This window comes from Photobacterium chitinilyticum (assembly GCF_004104355.1).
Classification (GTDB): Bacteria; Pseudomonadota; Gammaproteobacteria; order Enterobacterales; family Vibrionaceae; genus Photobacterium; species Photobacterium chitinilyticum.
This window is the reverse complement of the sequence record NZ_RJLM01000017.1, coordinates 36,754-61,456: the sequence shown is the minus strand read 5'-3', so window position 1 is coordinate 61,456 and position 24,703 is coordinate 36,754. Positions and strand designations below refer to the sequence as shown.

Annotated in this window: 25 protein-coding genes; 21 read left to right on the top strand and 4 right to left on the bottom strand. The window is 48.9% G+C overall.

The window, feature by feature from the left end:
* Positions 1-125: 125 nt before the first annotated feature.
* Genes gyrB through dnaA form a run of 4 tightly spaced genes read right to left on the bottom strand, consistent with a single transcriptional unit; the run spans position 126 to position 6,145 of the window.
* A complete protein-coding gene (gene gyrB, locus EDI28_RS23120; RefSeq protein WP_128786245.1) occupies positions 126-2,540 on the bottom strand; it encodes a DNA topoisomerase (ATP-hydrolyzing) subunit B in 2,415 nt (804 codons plus the stop codon).
* A gap of 19 nt (positions 2,541-2,559) precedes the next feature.
* Complete coding sequence (gene recF, locus EDI28_RS23115; protein ID WP_128786244.1) at positions 2,560-3,639, bottom strand: DNA replication/repair protein RecF; 1,080 nt, start codon at positions 3,637-3,639, stop codon at positions 2,560-2,562.
* Between the two features lie 3 nt (positions 3,640-3,642).
* Positions 3,643-4,743 (bottom strand): DNA polymerase III subunit beta, encoded by a 1,101-nt coding sequence (gene dnaN / locus EDI28_RS23110; RefSeq protein ID WP_128786243.1) that lies wholly within the window; start codon positions 4,741-4,743, stop codon positions 3,643-3,645.
* 1 nt (position 4,744) lies between these two features.
* Positions 4,745-6,145, bottom strand: coding sequence for a chromosomal replication initiator protein DnaA (gene dnaA / locus EDI28_RS23105; RefSeq protein ID WP_128786242.1), 1,401 nt, complete (start codon positions 6,143-6,145; stop codon positions 4,745-4,747).
* A gap of 309 nt (positions 6,146-6,454) precedes the next feature.
* On the opposite strand from dnaA, the gene EDI28_RS23100 reads away from it, so the two are divergent.
* From EDI28_RS23100 to atpD, 21 genes are all read left to right on the top strand, one after another.
* Positions 6,455-7,210 (top strand): amino acid ABC transporter substrate-binding protein, encoded by a 756-nt coding sequence (locus tag EDI28_RS23100; protein ID WP_128786241.1) that lies wholly within the window; start codon positions 6,455-6,457, stop codon positions 7,208-7,210.
* Positions 7,211-7,314: 104 nt separating this feature from the next.
* Positions 7,315-7,986, top strand: coding sequence for an amino acid ABC transporter permease (locus EDI28_RS23095; RefSeq protein ID WP_128786240.1), 672 nt, complete (start codon positions 7,315-7,317; stop codon positions 7,984-7,986).
* Positions 7,983-8,753 (top strand): amino acid ABC transporter ATP-binding protein, encoded by a 771-nt coding sequence (locus EDI28_RS23090; protein ID WP_128786239.1) that lies wholly within the window; start codon positions 7,983-7,985, stop codon positions 8,751-8,753. The genes EDI28_RS23095 and EDI28_RS23090 overlap by 4 nt, the downstream gene beginning before the upstream one ends.
* Before the next feature lie 151 nt (positions 8,754-8,904).
* The gene (gene rpmH, locus EDI28_RS23085; protein WP_006233350.1) at positions 8,905-9,039 is read left to right on the top strand and encodes a 50S ribosomal protein L34; all 135 of its coding nucleotides are present in this window, start codon (positions 8,905-8,907) and stop codon (positions 9,037-9,039) included.
* A 12-nt stretch (positions 9,040-9,051) separates the two neighbouring features.
* Complete coding sequence (gene rnpA, locus EDI28_RS23080) at positions 9,052-9,408, top strand: ribonuclease P protein component (RefSeq protein ID WP_128786238.1); 357 nt, start codon at positions 9,052-9,054, stop codon at positions 9,406-9,408.
* Complete coding sequence (yidD, locus tag EDI28_RS23075; RefSeq protein WP_128786237.1) at positions 9,375-9,632, top strand: membrane protein insertion efficiency factor YidD; 258 nt, start codon at positions 9,375-9,377, stop codon at positions 9,630-9,632. The genes rnpA and yidD overlap by 34 nt, the downstream gene beginning before the upstream one ends.
* A 2-nt stretch (positions 9,633-9,634) precedes the next feature.
* A complete protein-coding gene (gene yidC, locus EDI28_RS23070; protein WP_128786236.1) occupies positions 9,635-11,248 on the top strand; it encodes a membrane protein insertase YidC in 1,614 nt (537 codons plus the stop codon).
* Positions 11,249-11,369: 121 nt separating this feature from the next.
* The gene (mnmE, locus tag EDI28_RS23065; RefSeq protein WP_128786235.1) at positions 11,370-12,737 is read left to right on the top strand and encodes a tRNA uridine-5-carboxymethylaminomethyl(34) synthesis GTPase MnmE; all 1,368 of its coding nucleotides are present in this window, start codon (positions 11,370-11,372) and stop codon (positions 12,735-12,737) included.
* Positions 12,738-12,899: 162 nt separating this feature from the next.
* Positions 12,900-13,346, top strand: coding sequence for an FMN-binding protein MioC (gene mioC / locus EDI28_RS23060; protein WP_128786234.1), 447 nt, complete (start codon positions 12,900-12,902; stop codon positions 13,344-13,346).
* Positions 13,347-13,773: 427 nt separating this feature from the next.
* Positions 13,774-15,663: a tRNA uridine-5-carboxymethylaminomethyl(34) synthesis enzyme MnmG gene (gene mnmG / locus EDI28_RS23055; RefSeq protein ID WP_128786233.1), complete on the top strand. Its 1,890-nt coding sequence runs from the start codon at positions 13,774-13,776 to the stop codon at positions 15,661-15,663.
* A gap of 9 nt (positions 15,664-15,672) precedes the next feature.
* Positions 15,673-16,293, top strand: coding sequence for a 16S rRNA (guanine(527)-N(7))-methyltransferase RsmG (gene rsmG / locus EDI28_RS23050; protein WP_128786232.1), 621 nt, complete (start codon positions 15,673-15,675; stop codon positions 16,291-16,293).
* Between the two features lie 16 nt (positions 16,294-16,309).
* Positions 16,310-17,104 (top strand): ParA family protein, encoded by a 795-nt coding sequence (locus tag EDI28_RS23045; RefSeq protein WP_128786231.1) that lies wholly within the window; start codon positions 16,310-16,312, stop codon positions 17,102-17,104.
* A 15-nt stretch (positions 17,105-17,119) separates the two neighbouring features.
* Positions 17,120-18,007 carry a ParB/RepB/Spo0J family partition protein gene (locus EDI28_RS23040; RefSeq protein ID WP_164918613.1) on the top strand — a complete coding sequence of 296 codons (888 nt, stop codon included), beginning with the start codon at positions 17,120-17,122 and terminating at the stop codon, positions 18,005-18,007.
* Positions 18,008-18,185: 178 nt separating this feature from the next.
* The gene (locus tag EDI28_RS23035; protein ID WP_128786229.1) at positions 18,186-18,575 is read left to right on the top strand and encodes a F0F1 ATP synthase subunit I; all 390 of its coding nucleotides are present in this window, start codon (positions 18,186-18,188) and stop codon (positions 18,573-18,575) included.
* A gap of 8 nt (positions 18,576-18,583) precedes the next feature.
* Positions 18,584-19,372: a F0F1 ATP synthase subunit A gene (gene atpB, locus EDI28_RS23030; RefSeq protein ID WP_128786228.1), complete on the top strand. Its 789-nt coding sequence runs from the start codon at positions 18,584-18,586 to the stop codon at positions 19,370-19,372.
* Positions 19,373-19,438: 66 nt separating this feature from the next.
* Complete coding sequence (atpE, locus tag EDI28_RS23025) at positions 19,439-19,696, top strand: F0F1 ATP synthase subunit C (protein ID WP_107285083.1); 258 nt, start codon at positions 19,439-19,441, stop codon at positions 19,694-19,696.
* A 67-nt stretch (positions 19,697-19,763) separates the two neighbouring features.
* Positions 19,764-20,234, top strand: a complete 471-nt coding sequence (gene atpF / locus EDI28_RS23020) for a F0F1 ATP synthase subunit B (RefSeq protein WP_128786227.1) — start codon at positions 19,764-19,766, stop codon at positions 20,232-20,234.
* 16 nt (positions 20,235-20,250) lie between these two features.
* Complete coding sequence (gene atpH / locus EDI28_RS23015) at positions 20,251-20,784, top strand: F0F1 ATP synthase subunit delta (RefSeq protein WP_128786226.1); 534 nt, start codon at positions 20,251-20,253, stop codon at positions 20,782-20,784.
* A 16-nt stretch (positions 20,785-20,800) separates the two neighbouring features.
* Positions 20,801-22,342 carry a F0F1 ATP synthase subunit alpha gene (atpA, locus tag EDI28_RS23010; RefSeq protein ID WP_128786225.1) on the top strand — a complete coding sequence of 514 codons (1,542 nt, stop codon included), beginning with the start codon at positions 20,801-20,803 and terminating at the stop codon, positions 22,340-22,342.
* A 44-nt stretch (positions 22,343-22,386) separates the two neighbouring features.
* Positions 22,387-23,253, top strand: a complete 867-nt coding sequence (gene atpG, locus EDI28_RS23005; RefSeq protein ID WP_128786224.1) for a F0F1 ATP synthase subunit gamma — start codon at positions 22,387-22,389, stop codon at positions 23,251-23,253.
* Positions 23,254-23,285: 32 nt separating this feature from the next.
* Positions 23,286-24,692, top strand: a complete 1,407-nt coding sequence (gene atpD / locus EDI28_RS23000; RefSeq protein ID WP_128786223.1) for a F0F1 ATP synthase subunit beta — start codon at positions 23,286-23,288, stop codon at positions 24,690-24,692.
* Positions 24,693-24,703 lie beyond the last annotated feature (11 nt).

The window sequence follows — 24,703 nt, the reverse complement described above, 5'->3', positions numbered from 1 at the left end:
CAAATTTTTTCTAATTATTTTTCTATGCCCTTTGCCAGGAAAGTTAGCTGCCCTTCGGATATCAACAGACATAAAAAAACGCCGCAGAAAGCGGCGTTTTTGAATACAACAAATATCAACTTTAACTACACGTCCAGGTTGGCGTTCAGTGCATTCTCTTCAATGAAGTGACGACGAGGTTCAACCTGATCACCCATCAGTGTCGTAAACAACTCATCTGCCGCAACCGCATCGTTAATCGTCACCTGCATCATGCGACGAGACTCAGGATCCATAGTAGTTTCCCAAAGCTGCTCCGGGTTCATCTCACCCAGACCTTTGTATCGCTGTAGTGATAGGCCACGACGAGATTCTTTAATTAGCCAGTCCAGAGCCTCTTTAAAGTTGCTTACCGGCTGCTTGCGTTCGCCACGCTGCACATAGGCCGAGTCATCAAGAAGGCTTTGCAAGACTTCGGACAAATCCGCCAGCTTGCTGTACTCTTTCGAGTTCAGCAGATCAAAGCTCAATGCATATTCATGATCGACACCATGGGTACGTACCACAATCTTAGGAAGCCATGCATTGTTCTCTTCGTCACGGCTCACTTCAAAGTTGTACTGACTTTCACCAGACTGCTTCTCGTTCAGTGCGGCAACCAAAGATTTAGTCCACGCTTCTACGTCAGCTTGCTCATTGAGCATCTCAACAGCTAGACGAGGCTGGTATATAAACTCGTTCAGCAGCAGCGTCGGGTAGCGGCGGCTCATACGATCAACCAGCTTATTGGCACTGTTGAATTGTTTCACCAACTCTTCAAGCGACAAACCGGAAATCGCGGGTGCACCTTCCGCAGCAAACAATGCAGCATTATCCAGAGCCAGGGCAACCTGGTACTGGTTCATATCTTCATCATCTTTGATGTATTGCTCTTGCTTGCCTTTCTTCACTTTGTACAGTGGTGGCTGAGCAATATAGATATGACCGCGCTCAATCAGTTCTGGCATCTGACGATAGAAGAAGGTCAATAGCAACGTACGGATGTGCGAGCCATCGACATCGGCATCGGTCATGATAATAATGTTGTGGTAACGTAGCTTATCAGGATTATATTCATCGCGGCCGATACCACAGCCCATCGCAGTAATAAGGGTAGCGACTTCCTGCGAAGACAACATTTTGTCGAAACGGGCCTTCTCTACATTAAGAATTTTACCTTTAAGCGGCAAAATAGCCTGGTTCTTACGGTTACGCCCCTGCTTGGCTGAACCGCCAGCAGAGTCCCCTTCCACAATGTAGAGTTCAGACAGTGCAGGATCTTTTTCCTGACAGTCAGCTAGCTTGCCTGGCAGGCCAGCTAAATCGAGCGCACCTTTACGGCGGGTCATTTCACGCGCTTTTCGAGCGGCTTCACGCGCACGCGAGGCATCAATGATCTTGCTACAAACGGTTTTCGCATCGCTCGGGTTTTCCAGCAGGAATTCACCCAGCTTTTCGCCCATTGCTGATTCAACCGCCGGCTTAACCTCACTCGAAACCAACTTGTCTTTGGTCTGGCTTGAGAATTTTGGATCCGGCACTTTCACCGAAACTACCGCTGTTAGGCCTTCACGAGCATCATCGCCTGAGGTTGCCGTTTTTTCTTTCTTCGAATAACCTTCTTTATCCATAAAGGTATTCAATGTACGCGTCAACGCGCCACGGAAGCCAGCCAGGTGGCTACCGCCATCACGTTGTGGAATATTGTTGGTAAAACAGTAGATATTTTCCTGGAAGCCATCATTCCACTGCATTGCGACTTCGACGCAAATACCGTCTTCTCGTTCAAAGTCAAAGTGGAATACTTTCGGGTGAATCGGCGTTTTGTTGCGATTCAAGTGCTCAACAAAGGCTTTAATACCACCTTCATACATGAAGTGGTCTTGTTTACCATCTTCACGCTCGTCAATCAGCTTAATTGAAACACCGGAGTTAAGGAACGACAGTTCACGAAGACGCTTAGCCAAGATTTCATAATGAAAAACAACATTGGTGAACGTCTCTTCACTCGGCCAGAAGCGGATGCGGGTACCGGTTCTGTCAGTCTCACCGATAGCGGCCAGTGGCGCCTCTGGCTCACCATGTCGATAAATTTGGTGGTGAATGGAGCCATGACGATGAATTGTGAGCTCAACCTTTTCAGATAGAGCATTAACAACTGAAACCCCTACACCATGCAGGCCGCCCGATACTTTATATGAATTGTCATCAAACTTACCGCCGGCATGCAGTACTGTCATGATCACTTCGGCTGCAGACACACCTTCCTCTGGGTGCAGATCCGTTGGGATACCACGTCCGTCATCACTAACAGAAACAGAATTATCTTCATGGATGGTGATAATAATGTCTTCACAATGGCCAGCAAGAGCTTCATCGATAGAGTTATCGACGACCTCAAACACCATATGGTGCAAACCAGTACCGTCATCGGTGTCGCCAATATACATCCCTGGGCGCTTACGTACCGCATCGAGGCCTTTAAGCACCTTAATGCTTGATGAATCGTAATTGTTGGACATTGAGTTACTCTCGCTTAAATTATCCTGCGGTTATTTTACCGTGTTCCACATGAAACATCTTGCCATTTTCATCATGCATTTGCGCTATTTGGTCACGGCCAATGGCACTAATGAAAACCTGGGCGTTGGTTTCCTTTAACCTTTGCGCAAGTAGCGCACGCCTATGGCTATCCAGCTCGGAAGCAAAATCATCAATTAAATATATACACTGTTTGCCAGTTGCCTCTGTCAGGTGGAGTCCCTGTGCTAAACGCAAGGCACAAACCATCAGTTTCAGCTGTCCGCGGGACAATACATCCTCAACGGGCGTACCGGCAACTTTGATTCGCAAGTCAGCCTTATGCGGACCACTTGCGGTATAGCCAAGCTGGCTGTCACGCTCAAAATTACGCATTAGCAGCTCGGCATAAGGGGTCTCTTTTTCCCAGCCACGGTAATAACCCAGCTGGATATCATACTCAGGCAAAAAGCCTTGACAGATCTCTGCGGCTTTTCGCTTAACGGCTTCAAGGTACTGGCTGCGCCATTCGCTGATTTCTTCAGCCAACACCGCCAATTCCTGATCCCAGTAGCTAAGCTCTCGATAGCTACGGGCCGTTTTCAACAGCGCATTACGCTGCTTGGTCAACCGTTTGACCCTGCTCCAGGCATGATAAAACTTGGGCTCGACATGAAAAACACCCCAGTCAATGAATGCTCGGCGATACTTTGGCCCACCAGTCAGCAACTCGAAACCTTCCGGCGTGATCAGCTGCAACGGTAATACTTGCGCCAACTGCGCAAGCTTTTGTCCACTTTCGCCACCAAGCTTGACCTCGGTTGTCCCATCACGCTTCTTGTTGATCCCCACAGGAAGCTCCAGACCGACTTTGGTTTGTATCCGGCCATGAACAAAGAGCTCTTGCTGCTCATGACGGATCACCCTGCCAGTCAGGTGACTGCGAAATGATCGCCCGTGTCCGAGATAATGTACCGCCTCTAACACGCTGGTTTTTCCGCTGCCGTTGGCACCGACCAGAAAATTGAAGCTTGTCGACAACAATAAGTCGCAAGCTTCAATATTTCGGAAGTCTTTAACAATAAGACGAGTAAGTGCCATGCCCTATAGTCTGATTGGCATCACGACATACATAGCTTCGTCGCTAACGCTGTCTTCAACCAAAGCACTGGCATTGGCGTCAGTCAGCGACCAACGAACCTGTTCGCATTTGAGGGTGTTAAGTACGTCAAGTACGTAACTAACATTGAAACCAATTTCAAGATTTTCGCCCTGGTAGTCGACGTCAAGAAACTCTTCGGCTTCTTCCTGCTCAGGGTTATTCGCCGTAATACGCATCTCGCCGTTGGACAGGTTGACACGAACTCCGCGGAACTTCTCGTTCGACAAGATAGCAGCACGGGAGAATGCTTTTCGCAGTTCATCACAGCTGGCTTCGACAAATTTGTTGCTGTTCTGTGGCATTACCCGGCGATAGTCAGGAAAACGGCCATCGACCAGCTTGGAGGTAAACACGAAATTGTTCACCACCGCACGCAGATTAGAGTTACCGATCTGGATATCTACCGTAGCATCCGGCGTATCAAGCAGGCGAACCAACTCCAATACCCCTTTGCGTGGCACAATAATCTGTTTAGATGGCAGTTCCTGCTCAAGTTCAATGGCACACACAGCCATTCGGTGGCCGTCAGTAGCAACCGAGCGCAAATGCTTGCCCTCGGTTTCAAACAGCATACCATTGAGGTAGTAGCGTACATCCTGGTGAGCCATCGAAAACTGAGTGCTGTCAATCAGCTGGCGCATACGGCCCTGTGGCAACGTTAGCTCAACCTCGCTCTGCCAGTCATCGATATTCGGAAAGTCGGCAGCCGGCAGCGTCGATAGTGAGTAGCGGCTACGCCCAGAGCGTATAAGCACCCTGTCGCCTTCGAGGGCAACGACTATATTGGCGCTATCAGGCAGCCCTCGGCAAATATCGAGAAACTTACGCGACGGGACAGTGACTGCCCCCGGCTCAAAATCAGCCTCCAGTGCCAACTTGGCAACCAGCTCGACTTCTAAATCTGTACCTGTCATCGACAGGCAGCCATCTTCGACCTGCAGCAGAATATTGCCCAGGATCGGCAAGGAAGGCCGACCGCCTAGTGCACCAGAGACCTGCTGCAGCGGTTTTAATAAATGTTCGCGTTCGACGGTAAATTTCATATCAAGTTGACAGCGTTCTAATTAGGTTTGAGTAATCTTCTTTTATATCGTGGCTTTCTTCACGCAACTGCTCAATTTTACGACAGGCATGCAGCACCGTAGTATGGTCGCGTCCACCAAATGCATCGCCAATTTCCGGCAGACTGTGGTTGGTCAGTTCCTTCGACAGGGCCATGGCCATCTGACGCGGCCTGGCAACAGAGCGAGAACGACGCTTGGACAGCATATCGGCCATCTTTATTTTATAGTATTCGGCCACGGTCTTCTGAATATTATCGATAGTGACCAGCTTTTCCTGCAATGCCAGCAAATCACGCAAAGCTTCACGTACAAAGTCAATGGTGATAGCACGGCCGGTAAAGTTGGCATTGGCAATCACGCGGTTCAACGCCCCTTCCAATTCTCGGACATTGGAGCGCAGACGCTTGGCAATAAAGAAAGCAACTTCATCGGCCAGACGAATATGGTGATTTTCGGCTTTCTTCATCAAGATCGCGACACGAGTCTCAAGCTCAGGCGGTTCAATCGCCACTGTCAGGCCCCAGCCAAAACGGGATTTCAGACGATCTTCTACGCCATTAATCTCACGAGGATAACGGTCCGAGGTCAAGATAATTTGCTGATTGCCTTCAAGCAGCGCATTAAAGGTATGAAAAAACTCCTCCTGCGAACGCTCTTTGTTGGCAAAGAACTGAATATCATCGATCAGCAACGCATCGACGCTACGGTAATACCGCTTGAACTCTTCGATAGCATTGTTCTGCAGGGCTTTCACCATATCCTGAACAAAACGCTCAGAATGCATATAGACCACACGGGCATTCGGCTTGCGATCCGCAATCGCATTACCGACCGCATGCAAAAGGTGGGTTTTACCCAGGCCGGTACCACCATACAGAAACAGTGGGTTGTAAGCGGCACCCGGGTTATCGGCAACCTGACGACAGGCAGCCAGCCCCAGCTGATTAGACTTACCCTCAACAAAGTTATTGAAGTTATGCTTAGGATTTACATTTGACCGATAACCAGACTGTGACTCAGGCTGCACCGGTGACGGTGCCGGCTCCCAGTTTCGCGAGGGCAAGTCATTACGCTCCGGTGCAACGTGCTGAAGGACAGGTGCAGCCGCAGGTGGTGACGGTGGCGGAGCTGATACCGGAAGGCTTCCTACCTCGAACCGCAGGATCGGCAGGTCGTTGCCGCAAAATTCATTCAGCAGCCGGTTAATATTGTTAAGGTACTTATCTCGTACCCAGTCAAGCACGAAACGATTAGGTGCAAACAGGGTCAGCGTATTATCGCTTAACTCGGCCTGAAGCGGTCGAACCCACATGCTGAATTCTGTCGCAGGGAGTTCTTCCTGAAGGCGTTGAAGGCACTGCAACCAAAGCGAAGATGACAAGCTCGACTCCACACTGAATAACAAAAGACGAAAAGGGATGCAATTTTATACCTGCTGGCTCAGGATCGCCAGCAAAGAGATCGCAGATCCGGTGAATAAGATCAGACTTATTCACATAGATCGCACAATCATTCCCGAGATCAGCACAATTTTATCAGCCCTTACCCACAAAACTATTAACAGGTTGCAACCCCTGCAAGCAAACAAATAGTTATTTTAAATAACTCCAAGTTATTTAAAAAAAGGAGATAGAAGCATATAGGATGTGAAAAACAGAGCATCATCACAGCCACCTGAGGAGTAAACAGGATGAAACGCTGGATAAAAACAACATTCACCGCTGTCGCACTGACTTTAACGGCGAGCCAGGCAGCCATGGCCGCAACAGACGTGAAAGTCGGTATGTCAGGACGCTACTTCCCGTTTACTTTTGTAAAACAAGATCAGCTCCAGGGCTTTGAAGTCGACCTGTGGAACGAAATCGGCAAACGCAATGATTACAACGTTGAATTTGTCACCGCCAGCTTTTCAGGCCTGTTCGGTCTGTTGGAAACGGGCCGTATCGATACCATCTCGAATCAAATCACCATGACCGACCAACGCAAGGCCAAGTACCTCTTTGCCGAACCGTATGTCATCGACGGCGCTCAACTAGTCGTACGCAAGGGCAATGACAGTATAAAGAGCACCAGCGATCTCAATGGCAAGACGGTCGGGGTCAATCTGGGCTCAAACTACGAACAACTGCTGCGGGAGCTCGACAAAGACGGCAAGATCAATATCAAGACCTACGATACCGGCATCGAGCATGACGTCGCACTGGGCCGCACCGATGCATTTGTCATGGATCGCCTGTCATCCGTCGAGCTGATCAAAAAAGCCAATCTTCCGCTGCAACTCGCTGGCGAACCGTTTGAGCGCATTGAAAATGCCTGGCCTTTTATTAAAGGCGAGAAAGGCGAAAAGCTACGCGACGAGGTGAATAAAGCCCTCAAGGCAATGCGAAAAGACGGCACCTTGACAGAAATTTCAGTGAAATGGTTTGAGGCCGATATCACCCAGTAATATCGCTGACGGCATTTCTCTCAAAATATCCATATACTTAAAGGCTCACCGCAAGGTGGGTCTTTGTCGCTTATTTATCCTTCAATAACGGAACACTTATCCACATGGGTTTTGATTTTGACTACATGTTATCGCTGTTACCCATTCTGCTGAAGTATCTGGGAACAACCCTGAATATGGCCGTCTGGGGCTTGCTGTTTGCCTTGGTCATCGCCGTGACACTGGCTCTGATAAGAGTGTACAAAGTACCGGTGCTGGATCAACTGAGCCAACTCTATATCAGCTTCTTTCGCGGTACTCCGCTGCTGGTACAGCTATTTTTGCTCTACTATGGCCTGCCGCAGGTCTTTCCCGTATTTGTCGGTCTTGACGCCTTCAGCGCAGCTGTCATTGGCCTGAGTTTGCATTTTGCGGCCTATAAGGCAGAAAGTATTCGTGCCGCGATTATCGGTATCGACCGCAGCCAAATGGAAGCCAGCCTGTCAATTGGAATGACAGACATGCAGGCAATGAGACGGATCATCCTGCCGCAGGCGACAAGGGTTGCCCTCCCCTCGCTGATGAACTATTTCATCGATATGATCAAGTCAACGTCACTGGCCTTCACTCTAGGTGTGGCAGAAATTATGGCCAAAGCCCAAATGGAGGCTTCATCCAGTTTCAAGTTCTTTGAAGCATTTCTGGCCGTTGCACTGGTTTATTGGGCGATGGTGCTGGTACTTACCCGCATCCAAAACTGGGCTGAAGCAAAACTCAACAAGGCATATACACGATGATCAACATTAACAATCTATCCAAGCGCTTTGGCGATGCCACTATCTTCTCCGGTATTAACCTGACCATCGACAAAGGTGAAATCGTGGTGGTCATCGGCCCGTCGGGAACGGGGAAATCCACCTTGTTGCGCTGCATAAACTTCCTTGAGACAGCCAACCAAGGACACATTACGATAGGTGACGTCACGATTGACAGCCAGAAAGCCAAGAAAAACGATATTCTTGCGCTACGCCGCAAGACGGGTTTTGTCTTTCAGAACTATGCACTGTTTGCTCACATGACAGCGAAACAAAACATTGCCGAGGGCCTGATCACGGTAAAAGGCTGGAAAAAAGAAGAGGCCTACCAGCGCTCACAGCAAATCCTTGACGATATCGGCCTGGGCGACAAGGGGGAACACTACCCTGCCGCCTTGTCCGGCGGCCAGCAGCAGCGCGTCGGTATCGGCCGTGCCATGGCACTGGAAGCCGATCTATTGCTGTTTGATGAGCCGACATCGGCTCTGGATCCGGAATGGGTCGGCGAAGTGCTAACCTTAATGCAGAGGTTGGCCACCCGTCACCAGACGATGCTGGTGGTAACACATGAAATGCAATTTGCGCGCGAAGTGGCTGATAGGGTGATCTTTATGGCCGATGGCGAGTTCGTCGAACAAGGTCCGCCCGAGCAGATCTTCACCAATCCACAGGATCCTCGGTTACAGAAGTTCCTGAACAAGGTGGGGATCCGCAAAGGATCCTTGCACTCCGCGCCACAAGAAGTATAATTCAGCGCCCGTTGTTCACAGCGGGTATAATTATTGACTATTTAAAGGTCAGTGATTACAATTCCGCCTCTTTGTTTAGAGGTACCGGTTGTTCGCAGTCGGAAAACCAGAAACAAACTTAAAAACTGATCAGTTAATTTAAGGTAATACCATGAAACGCACTTTTCAACCTTCAGTTCTAAAGCGCAAGCGTAGCCACGGCTTCCGTGCTCGCATGGCAACTAAGAACGGTCGCGCAACAATCAACGCACGTCGCGCTAAAGGCCGTAAGCGTCTTTCTAAGTAATCTTTGATTATTTTGAATAAGTTCGCTTTCGATCGGGAGTTACGTTTGTTAACTCCCGAACATTACAAAAACGTCTTCCAGCAAGCTCACCGTGCTGGCTCTCCCCACTTAACTATTCTTGCCCGCTCTAACGACCTCAATCATCCTCGTCTCGGTTTGGCTGTCCCCAAAAAACAGATCAAAACTGCTGTCGGCAGAAATAAGTTCAAGCGCATCGTGCGTGAAAGCTTTCGCCTGAAGCAAGCCGATCTGCCAGCCAAAGATTTTGTCGTCATCGCCAAGAAAAGTGCCAGTGAGTTGAGCAACGAAGAGCTCTTTAAGTTGCTGGATAAATTATGGCATCGCCTGTCTCGCCCTTCGCGTGGCTAGTCGTAGGACTAGTCCGCTTTTACCAACTGGCAATAAGTCCACTTATTGGACCACGCTGTCGCTATACCCCTACATGTTCCCAGTACGCAATTGAAGCAATAAAAGCGCATGGAGCAATAAAAGGTTGTTGGTTCGCAGCGAAACGTCTATTAAGATGTCATCCTTTAAACGACGGTGGTTTTGACCCCGTTCCGCCAACCAAGCATAACGACAGAGATAAGTAACGATGGATTCCCAACGCAATATTCTGTTAATTGCACTACTGTTTGTCTCATACCTGCTGTACCAGCAGTGGAACATGGACAACGCCCCTGAACCACAAGGACAGGGTGTAGAGCAACAAATCAATACTAGTGGTGATGTTCCTTCACATTCAGATGACGGTCAGCCGATCACTGAGCAAAGCACATCCGATAACCTAATCACCATCAATACAGATGTACTGGCGCTAACTGTCGATACGCTTGGTGGAGATGTGATCGAAGCCCAACTCCTAGCTTACGACAACGAATTAAACTCCGAAGACCCGTTTATTTTGCTGCGTAACGAAGCAGGCCACAGCTATACAGCTCAATCTGGCCTGATCGGTGCCAACGGTATCGATACCACAGCCGGCCGTGCCCAGCTGTCTGTAGATGCTTCAAGCTTTGTACTGGCTGACGGCCAAGACGAACTACGTGTACCGATGACGTTTGAAAAAGACGGCATCCAGTACATCAAGACGTTTGTTCTTAAGCGCGGCAGCTACGCGGTCGATGTGGAATACACCGTTAACAACCAGTCAGCAGCGCCAGCAAGCGTACAGATGTATGCCCAGCTTAAGCAAAACCTGATGGACGATGGCGGCAGCCTGACGATGCCTACCTACCGTGGTGGTGCTTACTCGGCAGACGACACCAAGTACAAAAAATACAAATTTGAAGATATGCAGGACAAAAACCTGAACCTGACTATCTCCAATGAAGGCTGGGCAGCCATGCTACAGCATTACTTTGTATCAGCATGGATCCCGCGTAGCGAGACAGCCAAGCTGTATACCCGTACCAGCAACGATCAGGGCTATATCGGTGTCCGTATGCCGGTCGCAACAGTTGCACCAGGCAGTGAGCAGACACTAACCGCAACGCTATGGGTTGGTCCTAAACTACAAGATCAGATGGAAGCAACTGCTGCCAATTTGAATCTGACCGTCGATTACGGTTGGTTGTGGTTTATCGCAAGCCCGCTGCACAAGCTGCTGTCTTTCATCCAGGGCCTAGTGTCAAACTGGGGTATTGCGATTATGATGCTGACGTTTATCGTTCGTGGTGCGATGTACCCGCTAACGAAAGCTCAGTACACCTCGATGGCAAAAATGCGTATGCTGCAGCCTAAACTGGCAGCTATGCGTGAGCGTCTGGGCGATGACCGCCAGCGAATGAGCCAGGAAATGATGGAGCTGTACAAGAAAGAGAAAGTCAACCCACTGGGTGGCTGTCTGCCTATCTTGCTACAGATGCCAATCTTCATTGCCCTGTACTGGTCACTGATGGAGTCGGTTGAACTGCGTCACTCGCCATTCTTCGGCTGGATCCATGACCTGTCAGCACAAGACCCGTACTATATCCTGCCGATCCTGATGGGTGCGTCGATGTTCATGATCCAGAAAATGAGCCCGAGCACGGTTACCGATCCGATGCAGCAGAAGATCATGACCTTCATGCCTGTGATGTTCACCTTCTTCTTCCTGTTCTTCCCGTCAGGCCTAGTACTTTACTGGCTAGTTTCTAACGTGGTGACACTGATCCAGCAAACGCTCATCTACCGTTCGCTAGAGAAGAAAGGTCTGCATTCAAAGTAATGTGACACCCAAACCAAAAGGCGACCTTAAGGTCGCCTTTTTTGTTTCTGCTTGCGATGACTAGGCTTTCCCAACTAGTCTGTTTACAATTGCAGCGAATTTACACAGCAAAGCCAAAATTATGATCGAACATACTGATACCATTGTTGCGCAAGCTACTCCTCCGGGCCGTGGCGGCGTCGGCATTATTCGCGTCTCGGGCCCAATGGCCAACGAGGTCGCACTCGCGGTTGCCGGCCGTGAACTCAAAACCCGCTATGCTGAATACCTGCCGTTTAAAAATGAAGACGGGATCGCACTGGATCAGGGCATCGCTTTATTCTTTAAAGGGCCGAACTCCTTTACCGGAGAGGATGTCCTAGAGCTGCAGGGGCACGGAGGTCCTGTCCTGATGGATATGATGATCAGGCGTATCCTGAAAATCGATGGTATCCGCCCCGCTCGCCCGGGAGAGTTCTCTGAGCGCGCGTTCATGAACGACAAGCTCGACCTCGCACAGGCAGAGGCAATCGCCGATCTCATTGATGCCAGCTCCGAAGAAGCAGCCAAAAGCGCCTTCCAGTCGCTACAGGGCGCATTTTCAACCCGAGTCAACGAACTGGTAGAGGCAGTGATCCACCTGCGAATTTACGTAGAGGCAGCCATTGATTTTCCGGAAGAAGAAATCGACTTTCTTTCCGACGGCAAGGTCAGCGGCGATCTCTATGGCATCATCGAGCGTCTGGATGCCGTTCGCCGCGAAGCCAACCAGGGCGCGATCATGCGCGAGGGGATGAAAGTGGTCATAGCCGGCCGCCCCAATGCCGGTAAATCCAGCCTGCTCAATGCCCTGTCAGGCAAAGACTCCGCCATTGTCACGGATATTGCCGGGACTACCCGTGATGTGCTTCGCGAGCATATCCATATCGATGGTATGCCGCTGCATATCATCGATACCGCCGGCCTTCGAGAAGCTACTGACGAAGTCGAACGTATCGGCATCGAGCGCGCATGGGATGAAATTCAGCAGGCCGACCGCGTACTGTTCATGGTTGACGGCACCACCACCGATGCCACCAATCCCAAAGAAATCTGGCCGGACTTCATTGAACGCCTGCCCGACAGCATGGGGCTGACAGTGATCCGCAACAAAGTCGAGCTGACTGGCGAAGAAGCCGGGATCTGTCACGTCAACAACCCGACACTGATCCGCCTGTCGGCCCGAACAGGAGAAGGGGTAGAGAGCCTTCGTGAGCACCTGAAGGAGTGCATGGGCTTTTCCGGCACCACGGAGGGGGGCTTCATGGCCCGCCGTCGCCACCTAGAGGCACTGGAGCGCGCCGCAGAGCACCTTGAGACAGGCAAAGACCAGCTAGAAGGCTTTATGGCCGGAGAAATACTGGCTGAAGAGCTACGCCTGGCACAGCAGCACCTGAGTGAGATCACCGGCGAGTTCACCTCCGATGATCTTCTCGGCCGGATCTTTACCTCTTTCTGCATTGGCAAGTAACCGGATCCACCGTCGATCATAATAAAAAGCCGGACAAAGGGATCCCCCTCTGCCCGGCCTTGTCATTTGCCAGCCTGTGAATAAACCTACCGCTTATCTCTTTAATCTTGCCGAGCAGCCAGTACAATCAGGAGCAAACACTCTGTTTACCCTGAGGATACTATGAGTCATATCACCCTTATCACCGGCAGCACCCTGGGCGGTGCCGAATACGTTGCTGACCATCTGGCCGAACTGCTTGAGCAGGAAGGTCACCAAACCGATACCGTCAACAACGCCGATTTCACCGAACTAAACCAGAGCTCTATCTGGTTGGTGGTTTGTTCTACTCATGGAGCCGGTGAGTTTCCAGACAATATCCAGCCGTTTATCCAGCAACTCAGCGAGCAGAAACCGGATTTATCGTCGCTAAAATATGCGATCATCGGCCTCGGTGACAGCAGCTATGACACCTTCTGTGCCGCAGCCAAAAAACTCGATCTACAACTTCATTCACTCGGGGCAACGCGTCTCGGAGAACGTCTTGATATCGATGTATCCCAAGATCCCGTACCTGAAGATCCCGCAGAACTATGGCTAGAAACCTGGAAAAACACCTTCTGTGGATAAAATTCTGGTCAAAAACACTCCATTTATTGGTCTTTTTTAATCTTTTTTCTGTGGATAACTATAGATCTAAACGGTGATCAACCCATAGTTATCCATTGAATAAGTTTATAGCCCCTTCCCCCCTGTTGATAAGTGGCCGTTTTGATCCCAGCTAATCCTTATGAAGATCCAAGCTGCTCCACAGCTAATGATCCTCTATAACCTAATGATCATTAGGATCATTTATCGGTTATCCACACGATCGGGCGATCTATATAATAGATCTAACAGAAGATCTCTTTAAAAGATCTTATATATATTTAATAGAGCCTTTTTCCTTGATCAAATGATCTTCACTAAAGTTTTTCTCTTTCTCAGAAAAAGGATAGAATGATCCACCCTTGCTCGCAGATACGCACTGGCAATTTCGTACACCTGAGGTAGTTTCATGTTTTACCAGGAAAATTTTGATGTCATCGTGGTAGGTGGTGGCCATGCCGGCACTGAAGCCGCTTTGGCTGCTGCCCGAATGGGACAAAAAACCTTACTTTTGACGCATAACATCGATACGTTGGGACAGATGTCATGCAACCCGGCCATTGGCGGGATCGGGAAAGGACACCTGGTTAAAGAAGTTGATGCCCTGGGTGGTCTGATGGCTCAGGCGATTGACAAAGGCGGGATCCAGTTCAGAACGCTGAATTCATCGAAAGGCCCGGCTGTTCGTGCAACCCGTGCCCAGGCTGACCGTGCACTGTACAAGGCTGCTGTGCGTGAAAAGCTGGAAAATCAGCCCAACTTAATGCTGTTCCAGCAATCGGTTGATGATCTGATCGTGGAAAATGATCGTGTTGTTGGTGTGGTCACCGAAATGGGACTTAAATTCCGCGGTAAAGCAGTTGTTCTTACCGTCGGTACTTTCCTCGGTGGCAAAATCCATATCGGTTTGGAAAATTACAGCGGTGGCCGTGCAGGGGATCCTCCGTCGATCGCTCTGGCTTCACGTCTACGTGAATTGCCATTCCGTGTGGATCGTCTGAAAACAGGTACTCCGCCGCGTATTGATGCCCGTACGGTTGATTTCAGCCTACTGGAGGCACAGCACGGTGACAATCCAACGCCGCTGTTTTCGTTTATGGGCAAGACTTCGGATCATCCGCGTCAGATCCCGTGTTTTATCACCCATACCAACGAGCAAACCCATGAGGTGATCCGTAATAATTTAGATCGTAGCCCGATGTATTCCGGCGTGATCGAAGGTATTGGTCCGCGTTATTGTCCATCAATTGAAGACAAGGTGATGCGTTTTGCCGACAAGAACAGCCATCAAATCTTTATCGAGCCTGAAGGCCTGACGACTCACGAGCTATACCCGAATGGTATTTCGACCAGTTTGCCGTTTGATGTTCAGATACAAATTGTCCGTTCAATGCAGGGCTTTAAAAATGCGGCTATTGTCCGCCCGGGCTATGCCATTGAATACGATTTCTTCGATCCTCGTGATTTAAAGCAGACCTTCGAAACCAAATTTATCCAGGGCCTGTTCTTTGCCGGTCAAATCAACGGCACAACAGGCTATGAAGAAGCGGCCGCACAGGGCTTGCTGGCTGGCATGAATGCCGCATTGCTGGCACAGGACAAAGAAGGGTGGAGTCCACGTCGCGACCAGGCGTATATGGGGGTTTTGATTGATGACCTCTCGACCATGGGGACCAAAGAACCGTACCGGATGTTTACCTCCCGTGCCGAATACCGTCTACTACTGCGTGAAGACAATGCAGATTTACGTTTGACCGAAATTGGTCGCCAGTATGGTTTAGTTGATGACGAGCGTTGGGCGCGTTTTAACCAGAAAATCGAAAATATTGCGCAAGAACGCCAGCGTCTTAAAGATATTTGGATTAACCCGACATCGGATCATGTCGATGTGCTGAATAAGATCCTCAAAACACCTATCGCCCGTGAGGCCAGTGGTGAGGATCTGCTGCGTCGCCCCGAGGTGACCTACGAGCAATTAACGGCTATTGAGGCCTATGCTCCAGCCCATGATGATGTCCAGGCGAGCGAACAAGTTGAAATCCAGGTGAAATACCAGGGCTATATCGATCGCCAGAAAGACGAAGTTGAGAAATCGTTGCGTCATGAAAACACCAAGCTGCCGTTTGAATTGGATTACAGCGTAGTAAAAGGCCTGTCTAACGAGGTTATCGCAAAACTAAATGATGCCAAGCCGGAATCCATTGGCATGGCATCACGGATCTCGGGCATTACGCCGGCGGCAATTTCTCTGCTGTTGGTCTACCTAAAAAAACAAGGCATGCTTAAGAAAGGCGAATAGGAGTCATCAGTGAAACAACGTTTGGCGCAACTTATCGCGCAAACTGACCTTGAGGTCACAGAACAACAGGCAGAGCAACTGGTTGGTTATGTTGCCCTGCTACACAAGTGGAACAAAGCATATAATCTGACCTCTGTTCGCGATCCGCATGAGATGTTGGTGAAACATATCATGGATAGTATTGTTGTAAGTACTCACCTTCAAGGTGAACGCTTTATCGATGTCGGTACGGGACCGGGGTTGCCTGGGATCCCGCTGGCTATCATGAATCCGGATAAAAACTTTACCCTGCTTGATAGCCTGGGTAAGCGAATTCGCTTTATTCGCCAGGTGATCCACGAGCTGGGGATTAACAATGTTACGCCTGTTCAGAGCCGGGTTGAGGAATTTCAGCCGGAAGTTGGCTTTGATGCGGTACTGAGTCGTGCGTTTGCGTCAATGAATGATATGGTGTCCTGGTGCCATCACCTGCCGAAAGAGACCGGGTGTTTTATGGCGCTGAAAGGACAGTTTAATCAACAAGAGGTAACAGAGCTGCCGGAGTGGTGTTCTGTGACAGAGGTCAAATCTTTGCAAGTCCCTGAGCTAGATGGCGAGCGCCATCTAGTAATCTTGGCTGCAAAGGATTAATTGATGAGGTTTTTTCGTGGGAAGAATCATAGCGGTTGCCAATCAGAAAGGAGGCGTGGGTAAAACCACCACTTGCGTCAATCTAGCGGCTTCATTGGCTGCGACACAGCGTAAAGTTCTAGTCATTGATCTGGACCCGCAGGGAAATGCCACCATGGCCAGCGGTGTCGATAAGTACCAGGTTGATGCAACAGCGTATGATCTTCTGGTCGAAGAAACCCCGTTTAGTGAGGTGGCGATCACCGAAACGACCGGCGGTTATCATCTGATAGCGGCCAATGGTGATGTGACAGCCGCTGAAATCAAGCTGATGGAAGTATTTGCCCGCGAAGTTCGCCTGCGTAATGCTTTGGAGGTAGTTCGTGATAACTATGATTTCATCTTTATCGATTGTCCTCCGGCCTTAAACCTTCTTACAATCAACGCAATGACAGCAGCTGATTCTGTGCTTGTCCCTATGCAGTGTGAATATTTTGCGCTGGAAGGCCTGACCGCTTTGATGGATACCATCAGCAAATTGACCGCCGTGGTGAATGCCGACCTGAAGATTGAAGGGTTGCTTCGCACCATGTATGACCCGCGTAACCGGTTGGCAAATGAAGTCTCCCAACAGCTGAAAAAGCACTTTGGTGAGAAAGTCTACCGTACCGTGATCCCACGTAATGTCCGTCTGGCAGAAGCACCGAGCCACGGGCGTCCGGCAATGTACTACGATAAGTATTCCAGCGGCGCCAAGGCTTATCTGGCCCTAGCCGGTGAAATTATTCGTCGCGACGAAGTCGAGCGCAGTGCCGGTACTGTGGATGCATAAGGGTAAGCAATGAACATGAATAAGCGAGGCCTTGGAAAAGGCCTTGATGCGCTGCTGGCAACCAGTTCGGTAGCACAGGCGAAACAAAAGGGTGCCGAGCAGGCACAGTCGCTATCAGCTGACGGTACACTGAAAGATCTGTCAGTACAGATACTACAGCCCGGTAAATTTCAGCCCCGCAAAGATATGTCAGATGAGGCATTGGCCGAACTGTCAGATTCTATTCGTGCTCAAGGAGTGATTCAGCCAATTGTGGTGCGCGAAGTGGCACCGCAGCAGTTTGAAATCATTGCCGGAGAGCGACGCTGGCGAGCTGCCCGTCAAGCTGGGCTTCAGAAAGTCCCTTGTATTATTAAGGATGTTAATGATCGGGCGACGGTGGCTATCGCGCTTATCGAGAACATCCAGCGTGAAGATCTCAACGCAATAGAAGAGGCGCAGGCGCTGGAACGGTTGCAGAATGAGTTTGCGCTGACCCACCAGCAGGTGGCCGAAGCGGTTGGCAAGTCGCGAGCTGCTGTATCAAACCTGTTGCGATTAAACCAGCTGGCAGAGCCAGTCAAGCGGATGGTCGAGCAGCGACAGCTCGAAATGGGTCATGCCCGTGCCCTGCTTGCGCTCGAATCAGAATTACAATTAGAGGCGGCACAAATTGTTGTTGCCAAACTGTTAACGGTGCGAGACGCCGAAAAGCTGGTGAAGAAATTATTGCAGCCGGCTGCTGAGTCGACAGTGAAGCCGGTTAACACAGAGCTTGAAGCGGCCGAAAACCATTTAAGTGAACACTTTGGCACCCAGGTGGCAATTAATCAGCAGAAGAATGGTAAGGGCAAAATTGTTTTTAGTTTTGATGAAGCTCACAAGCTAAAGCAATTTATTGCAATGTTTGGTCATAAAATGTGACCTGTGATGTTTGTATTGTGTTGCAAAGATTACGATGATGTGATCAGGTTATTGTGTTGTAAAATCTAACACTTTTTTTGACTGCGATTAGATTGCATTCAATCTAATGAGTCGTATAATTTTCGCAGTTTTCCCAGCACGACGTTTGTGTAGTGGAATGGACTCGAGGAACGAATACATGGTATCGGCGCTAGTTCGACCGGGACGCCAATTGGCGAAACGGTTACTCTTGCTACAATCTGGCGTCGTTTTGACAACGGCATTACTGGCAGTCTTTGCTGTCAGTGTTGACTGGGGAATCTCTGCATTAATCGGTGGCGGCATCTTTGTGATTGCCAATGCTGTCTTTGCTGCCTGTGCCTTTCTGTTTAGTGGTGCCCGCAAGGCCCGACTGATCATGGCGTCAATTTATGGCGGCGAAGTGCTTAAAATACTCATAACAGTCATTCTTTTTGCCATTGTTTACCTGTATATAGAGGTGGAACTTGTTCCCCTCAAACTGACCTATTTGCTGGCACTTGGAATTAATATCTTTGGGCCGGTTTTATTCATTAACAACAACAAATAGGATGAGTTATGAGTGCGCCAGGTGAAGCGCTAACACCGTCAAGCTACATTACTCACCACCTGACAAATTTGACAGTGGGTGATGGTAGCTTCTGGACGGTTCATATAGACAGCCTGTTCTTCTCAGCCTTTACGGGGTTAGTCTTCTTATGGCTATTCCGCAAGGCTGCGAAAACAGCGACATCAGGAGTTCCAGGGAAACTACAGTGTTTTGTGGAGATAATGGTCGAATTCGTTGATAACAGCGTAAAAGAGACTTTTCATGGTCGCAATAAACTGATAGCTCCTTTGGCATTAACCATTTTCTGTTGGATTATGCTGATGAACATCATGGATTTAATTCCAATTGATTTTCTTCCGTATCCGGCACAACACTGGTTGGGTATTCCTTATCTTAAGGTGGTACCGACAGCTGATGTAAACATCACTATGGCAATGGCTCTGGGTGTATTTGCGTTGATGATCTACTACAGCATCAAAGTAAAAGGCCTGGGTGGTTTTGCTAAAGAACTGGCTCTGCACCCGTTCAATCATCCAATTATGATTCCGTTCAACCTGCTTCTTGAAGTGGTGTCGCTACTGGCGAAGCCGATTTCACTGGGTATGCGTTTGTTCGGTAACATGTTTGCCGGTGAGGTGGTGTTTATTCTAATTGCGGCACTAATGCCGTGGTGGGCACAATGGCTAGGTTCAGTACCGTGGGCAATTTTCCACATACTGATCATTACGATCCAAGCATTTGTGTTTATGATGTTGACTATTGTGTACCTGTCTCAGGCACATGAAGACAATCATTAACGATTATTCGTAAATTTTTAATTTTTTACTGGCACTTTAGCCGACAACTATAAACTGGAGATAGTGATGGAAACTTTACTAAGCTTTTCTGCAATTGCCGTGGGCATCATTGTAGGTCTTGCTTCCCTTGGTACAGCGATCGGCTTCGCACTTCTTGGTGGTAAATTCCTTGAATCTGCTGCACGCCAACCTGAAATGGCACCAATGCTGCAAGTTAAGATGTTCATCATTGCAGGTCTGCTTGATGCGGTTCCAATGATCGGTATCGTAATCGCTCTACTATTCACATTTGCAAACCCATTTGTTGGCCAACTAGCTGGTTAATTCCCCCTAGCTGCTTAAAAATCAATAGCAAATGGACCCATAGCAACCCTTTTTAAGGAGATGCGTTGTGAATATGAATGCAACTTTGCTGGGTCAGGCTATCGCATTTTTCCTATTTGTGGTGTTCTGCATGAAATATGTATGGCCACCACTGATGGAAGCGATTGAAGAACGTCAGGCGAAAATTGCCGACGGTTTGGCAGCTGCGGATCGCGCTGCTAAAGACCTGAACCTAGCGCAAGCTAATGCTTCTGATCAGTTGAAAGAAGCAAAACACGCTGCGAGCGAGCTCATTGAGCAAGCGAACAAGCGTAAAGCTCAGATCGTCGATGAAGCAAAAGCGGAAGCTCAAGCAGAGCGTGAGAAAATTCTTGCGCAAGGCCTTGCTGAAATCGAATCCGAGCGCAACCGTGCTCGTGATGAGTTAAGACAACAAGTTGCAACTCTAGCTGTGATTGGTGCTGAGAAAATCCTTGAGCGTTCTATTGATAAAGACGCTCATGCAGATCTTCTTAACAAAGTCACTGCAGAACTGTAATTAAAGGGGCAAGCACATGTCGGATATGACTACCATCGCACGCCCCTACGCTAAAGCAGCCTTTGATTTTGCGGTTGAGAATGGTGAGCTGGCCCAATGGGCGGAAATGCTGACCTTTGCAAGTGAAGTTGCAAAAAATGAAGCTATGCAAGATATCTTGCACAGTGGTTTTGCAGCTGACAAGCTCACTGAAATTTTTGTTTCAGTGTGCGGCGAGCAACTCAACGAATTCGGCCTGAACTTTTTGAAAGTAATGGCCGAAAATGGACGCCTTGAAGCGCTCCCTGATGTCTGTGACGAGTTCTTGTTCTTGAAAAATGAACATGAAAAAACTATCGATGCGGAAGTAACCTCTGCGGTTACCCTAGACGATAGTCAACTTGCCGCTATCAGCGAGAAGCTTGAGCAGCGTCTTGAGCGTAAAGTTAAGCTGAATTGCAGTGTAGACGAGACCCTGATTGCCGGGGTTGTGATTAGAGCTGGAGACTTGGTCATCGATAACTCAGTACGCGGAAAACTAAACCGCCTGAGCGATACCTTGCAGTCTTGATTTGGGGAATTGGAGCATGCAACTTAATTCCACGGAAATTAGCGCACTGATCAAGCAACGTATTGAAAAATTCAACGTTGTAAGTGAAGCGCGTAACGAAGGTACTATCGTTTCTGTAAGCGACGGTATTATTCGTATCCATGGCCTTGCTGACGTAATGCAAGGTGAAATGATTGAATTACCTGGTGGCCGTTTTGCACTAGCACTTAACCTTGAGCGTGACTCGGTTGGTGCGGTTGTAATGGGCTCTTATGCTAACCTTCAGGAAGGCATGAAAGTAACGGGTACTGGTCGTATTCTTGAAGTACCAGTAGGTCCTGCGCTGCTTGGCCGTGTTGTGAACACGCTAGGTGAGCCTATCGATGGCAAAGGTCCAATTGAAACAGAGACATTCTCTCCTGTTGAAGTAATTGCACCGGGTGTTATCGATCGTAAATCAGTCGATCAGCCAGTACAAACTGGTTATAAAGCGGTTGACTCGATGATCCCTATCGGCCGTGGTCAGCGTGAGCTGATCATCGGTGACCGTCAGACTGGTAAAACAGCGATGGCGATCGATGCGATCATTAACCAGAAGAACTCTGGTATTTACTCTGTTTATGTTGCTATCGGCCAGAAAGCGTCAACGATTGCGAACGTGGTTCGTAAGCTTGAAGAGCATGGCGCACTGGAAAACACCGTTGTTGTTGTTGCATCTGCTTCTGAAGCAGCGGCACTGCAGTACCTTGCGCCATACGCAGGTTGTGCAATGGGTGAGTACTTCCGTGATCGCGGCGAAGATGCACTGATCGTATATGATGACCTGTCTAAGCAGGCTGTTGCTTACCGTCAGATTTCACTATTGCTTAAGCGCCCACCGGGTCGTGAAGCATTCCCTGGTGATGTTTTCTACTTACACTCTCGTCTTCTAGAGCGTGCATCTCGTGTTAGCGAGCATTACGTAGAAAAATTCACTAACGGTGAAGTAAAAGGTCGTACTGGCTCCCTAACTGCGCTTCCGATTATCGAAACGCAGGCAGGTGACGTATCAGCATTCGTACCGACTAACGTTATCTCCATCACTGATGGCCAGATCTTCCTACAGACAGAGTTGTTCAACGCCGGTATTCGTCCAGCGGTTGATCCAGGTATCTCTGTATCGCGTGTAGGTGGTTCTGCTCAGACCAAGATCATCAAGAAACTGTCTGGTGGTATTCGTACCGCACTTGCACAGTACCGTGAACTAGCGGCGTTTGCCCAGTTCTCGTCTGATCTTGATGAAGCAACTAAGAAGCAGCTTGATCACGGTCAGAAAGTAACTGAACTGATGAAGCAGAAGCAGTATGCACCAATGTCTGTTTTTGAGCAGGCGGTGGTTATTTTTGCTGCTGAAAGAGGCTATTTGACTGATGTTGAGCTATCTAAGCTTGCTGATTTCGAAGCTGCGTTGCTTTCATATGCCAAAGGTCAATTTGCAGAGCTAGTATCTCAAGTTGATGAGACGGGTGCGTGGAATGGTGAAATTGAAGCTCAGTTTGTAAAACTGGTTGACGATTTCAAAGCTACCCAGACTTGGTAATTGGTTGGTGATCGCTTGCGATCACCTACTAACGGAGAGTAACGATGGCCAGCGCAAAAGAGATTCGTAACAAGATCGGTAGTGTGCAAAACACACAAAAGATCACAAAAGCGATGGAAATGGTTGCCGCATCGAAAATGCGTAAAACGCAAGATGCGATGGAATCATCCCGTCCGTATGCACAAACTATGCGTAAAGTGATCGGTCATATCGCCCTTGGTAACCTTGAGTATAAGCACCCTTATCTCGAGGAGCGTGAAGCCAAGCGTGTAGGTTACATCATTGTTTCTTCTGACCGTGGTTTGTGTGGCGGTTTGAACATTAACTTGTTCAAGCAAGCTATGACAGACATTCAAGGTTGGTCAGAGCAAGGTGCTGAAGTTGATATGGCGTTAATTGGCGCTAAAGCGACAGCATTCTTTAACAGCTACGGCGGTAACGTGGTTGCTCAGGTTTCTGGTTTGGGTGATAGCCCAACCATTGACGAGCTAATCGGTACCGTTGGCGTAATGCTGAAGAAATATGATGAAGGCCAATTGGATCGCCTGTACCTGGTTTACAACCAATTTGTAAACACCATGGTTCAGGAACCCGTGATTGATCAATTGCTACCTTTGCCTAAATCAGAAGACGAAGAAATGCAGCGTAACCACTCTTGGGATTATATTTATGAGCCTGAGCCTAAAGCCCTGCTGGATACTTTGCTGATTCGCTATGCCGAATCACAAGTTTACCAGGGTGTGGTCGAGAACCTTGCCAGTGAGCAAGCGGCTCGAATGGTTGCGATGAAAGCTGCAACAGATAACGCCGGAGAATTAATCAACGATCTACAGTTGGTGTATAACAAAGCCCGTCAGGCTGCGATTACACAAGAACTGTCAGAAATCGTTTCTGGTGCGTCTGCTGTTTAAGGCAAAGAATTAATAAGTTTAGAGGATTAACGATGGCTACAGGTAAGATCGTACAGATCATCGGTGCGGTAGTCGACGTAGAGTTTCCGCAGGACTCTGTGCCAAAAGTATACGATGCCCTACACGTTGATGCGAAAGAGAACGGTACGCTAGTTCTTGAAGTTCAGCAGCAGCTAGGTGGTGGTGTTGTTCGTGGTATCGCAATGGGTACTTCTGATGGCTTACGTCGTGGTTTGTCTGTTGTAAATACAGGCCGCCCAATTGAAGTTCCAGTTGGTACTGCAACACTAGGACGTATCATGAACGTTCTGGGTCAGCCAATTGATGAGTGTGGTGATATCGGCGAAGAAGAGCGTTATGCGATTCACCGTGAAGCACCAAGCTATGAAGAGCAGTCCAATGTAACTGAGCTGCTAGAAACCGGCGTTAAAGTTATCGACTTGATTTGTCCATTCGCCAAGGGTGGTAAGATCGGTCTGTTCGGTGGTGCGGGTGTTGGTAAAACCGTCAACATGATGGAGCTTATTAACAATATCGCCCTACAGCACTCAGGTCTGTCGGTATTTGCTGGTGTTGGTGAGCGTACTCGTGAAGGTAACGATTTCTACTACGAGATGCAGGAAGCTGGCGTTGTTAACGTCGAGAACCCTGAAGAATCGAAAGTAGCAATGGTTTACGGTCAGATGAACGAGCCACCGGGTAACCGTCTGCGTGTTGCTTTGACTGGTCTGACGATGGCCGAGCGTTTCCGTGACGAAGGCCGTGACGTACTGCTGTTCATCGATAATATCTACCGTTATACCCTTGCGGGAACAGAGGTATCGGCTCTACTGGGTCGTATGCCATCTGCGGTAGGTTACCAGCCAACTCTTGCAGAAGAGATGGGTGTACTTCAGGAGCGTATCACGTCAACGAAGTCAGGTTCGATTACGTCTGTTCAGGCGGTATACGTACCTGCGGATGACTTGACGGATCCATCGCCGGCAACAACGTTTGCCCACTTGGATGCGACAGTTGTACTTTCTCGTCAGATCGCTTCTCTGGGTCTATACCCAGCGATCGACCCACTGGATTCTACATCTCGTATGCTAGATCCGTTGGTTGTTGGTCAGGAGCACTACGATATCGCTCGTGGCGTTCAGAGTCTTCTGCAACGTTATAAAGAGCTGAAAGACATCATTGCAATTCTTGGTATGGACGAGCTATCTGAAGAAGATAAGCAAGCCGTATCTCGTGCACGTAAGATTGAGCGTTTCCTAACTCAGCCTTACCACGTTGCTGAAGTCTTTACTGGCGACCCTGGTATCTACGTATCTCTTAAAGAGACGTTACGTAGTTTCAAAGGCATTCTAGCGGGCGAATACGACGATATCCCAGAGCAGGCATTTATGTACTGTGGTGCGATTGAAGACGTGTTGGAAAACGCGAAGAAGCTTTAAGCTGAGTAGGA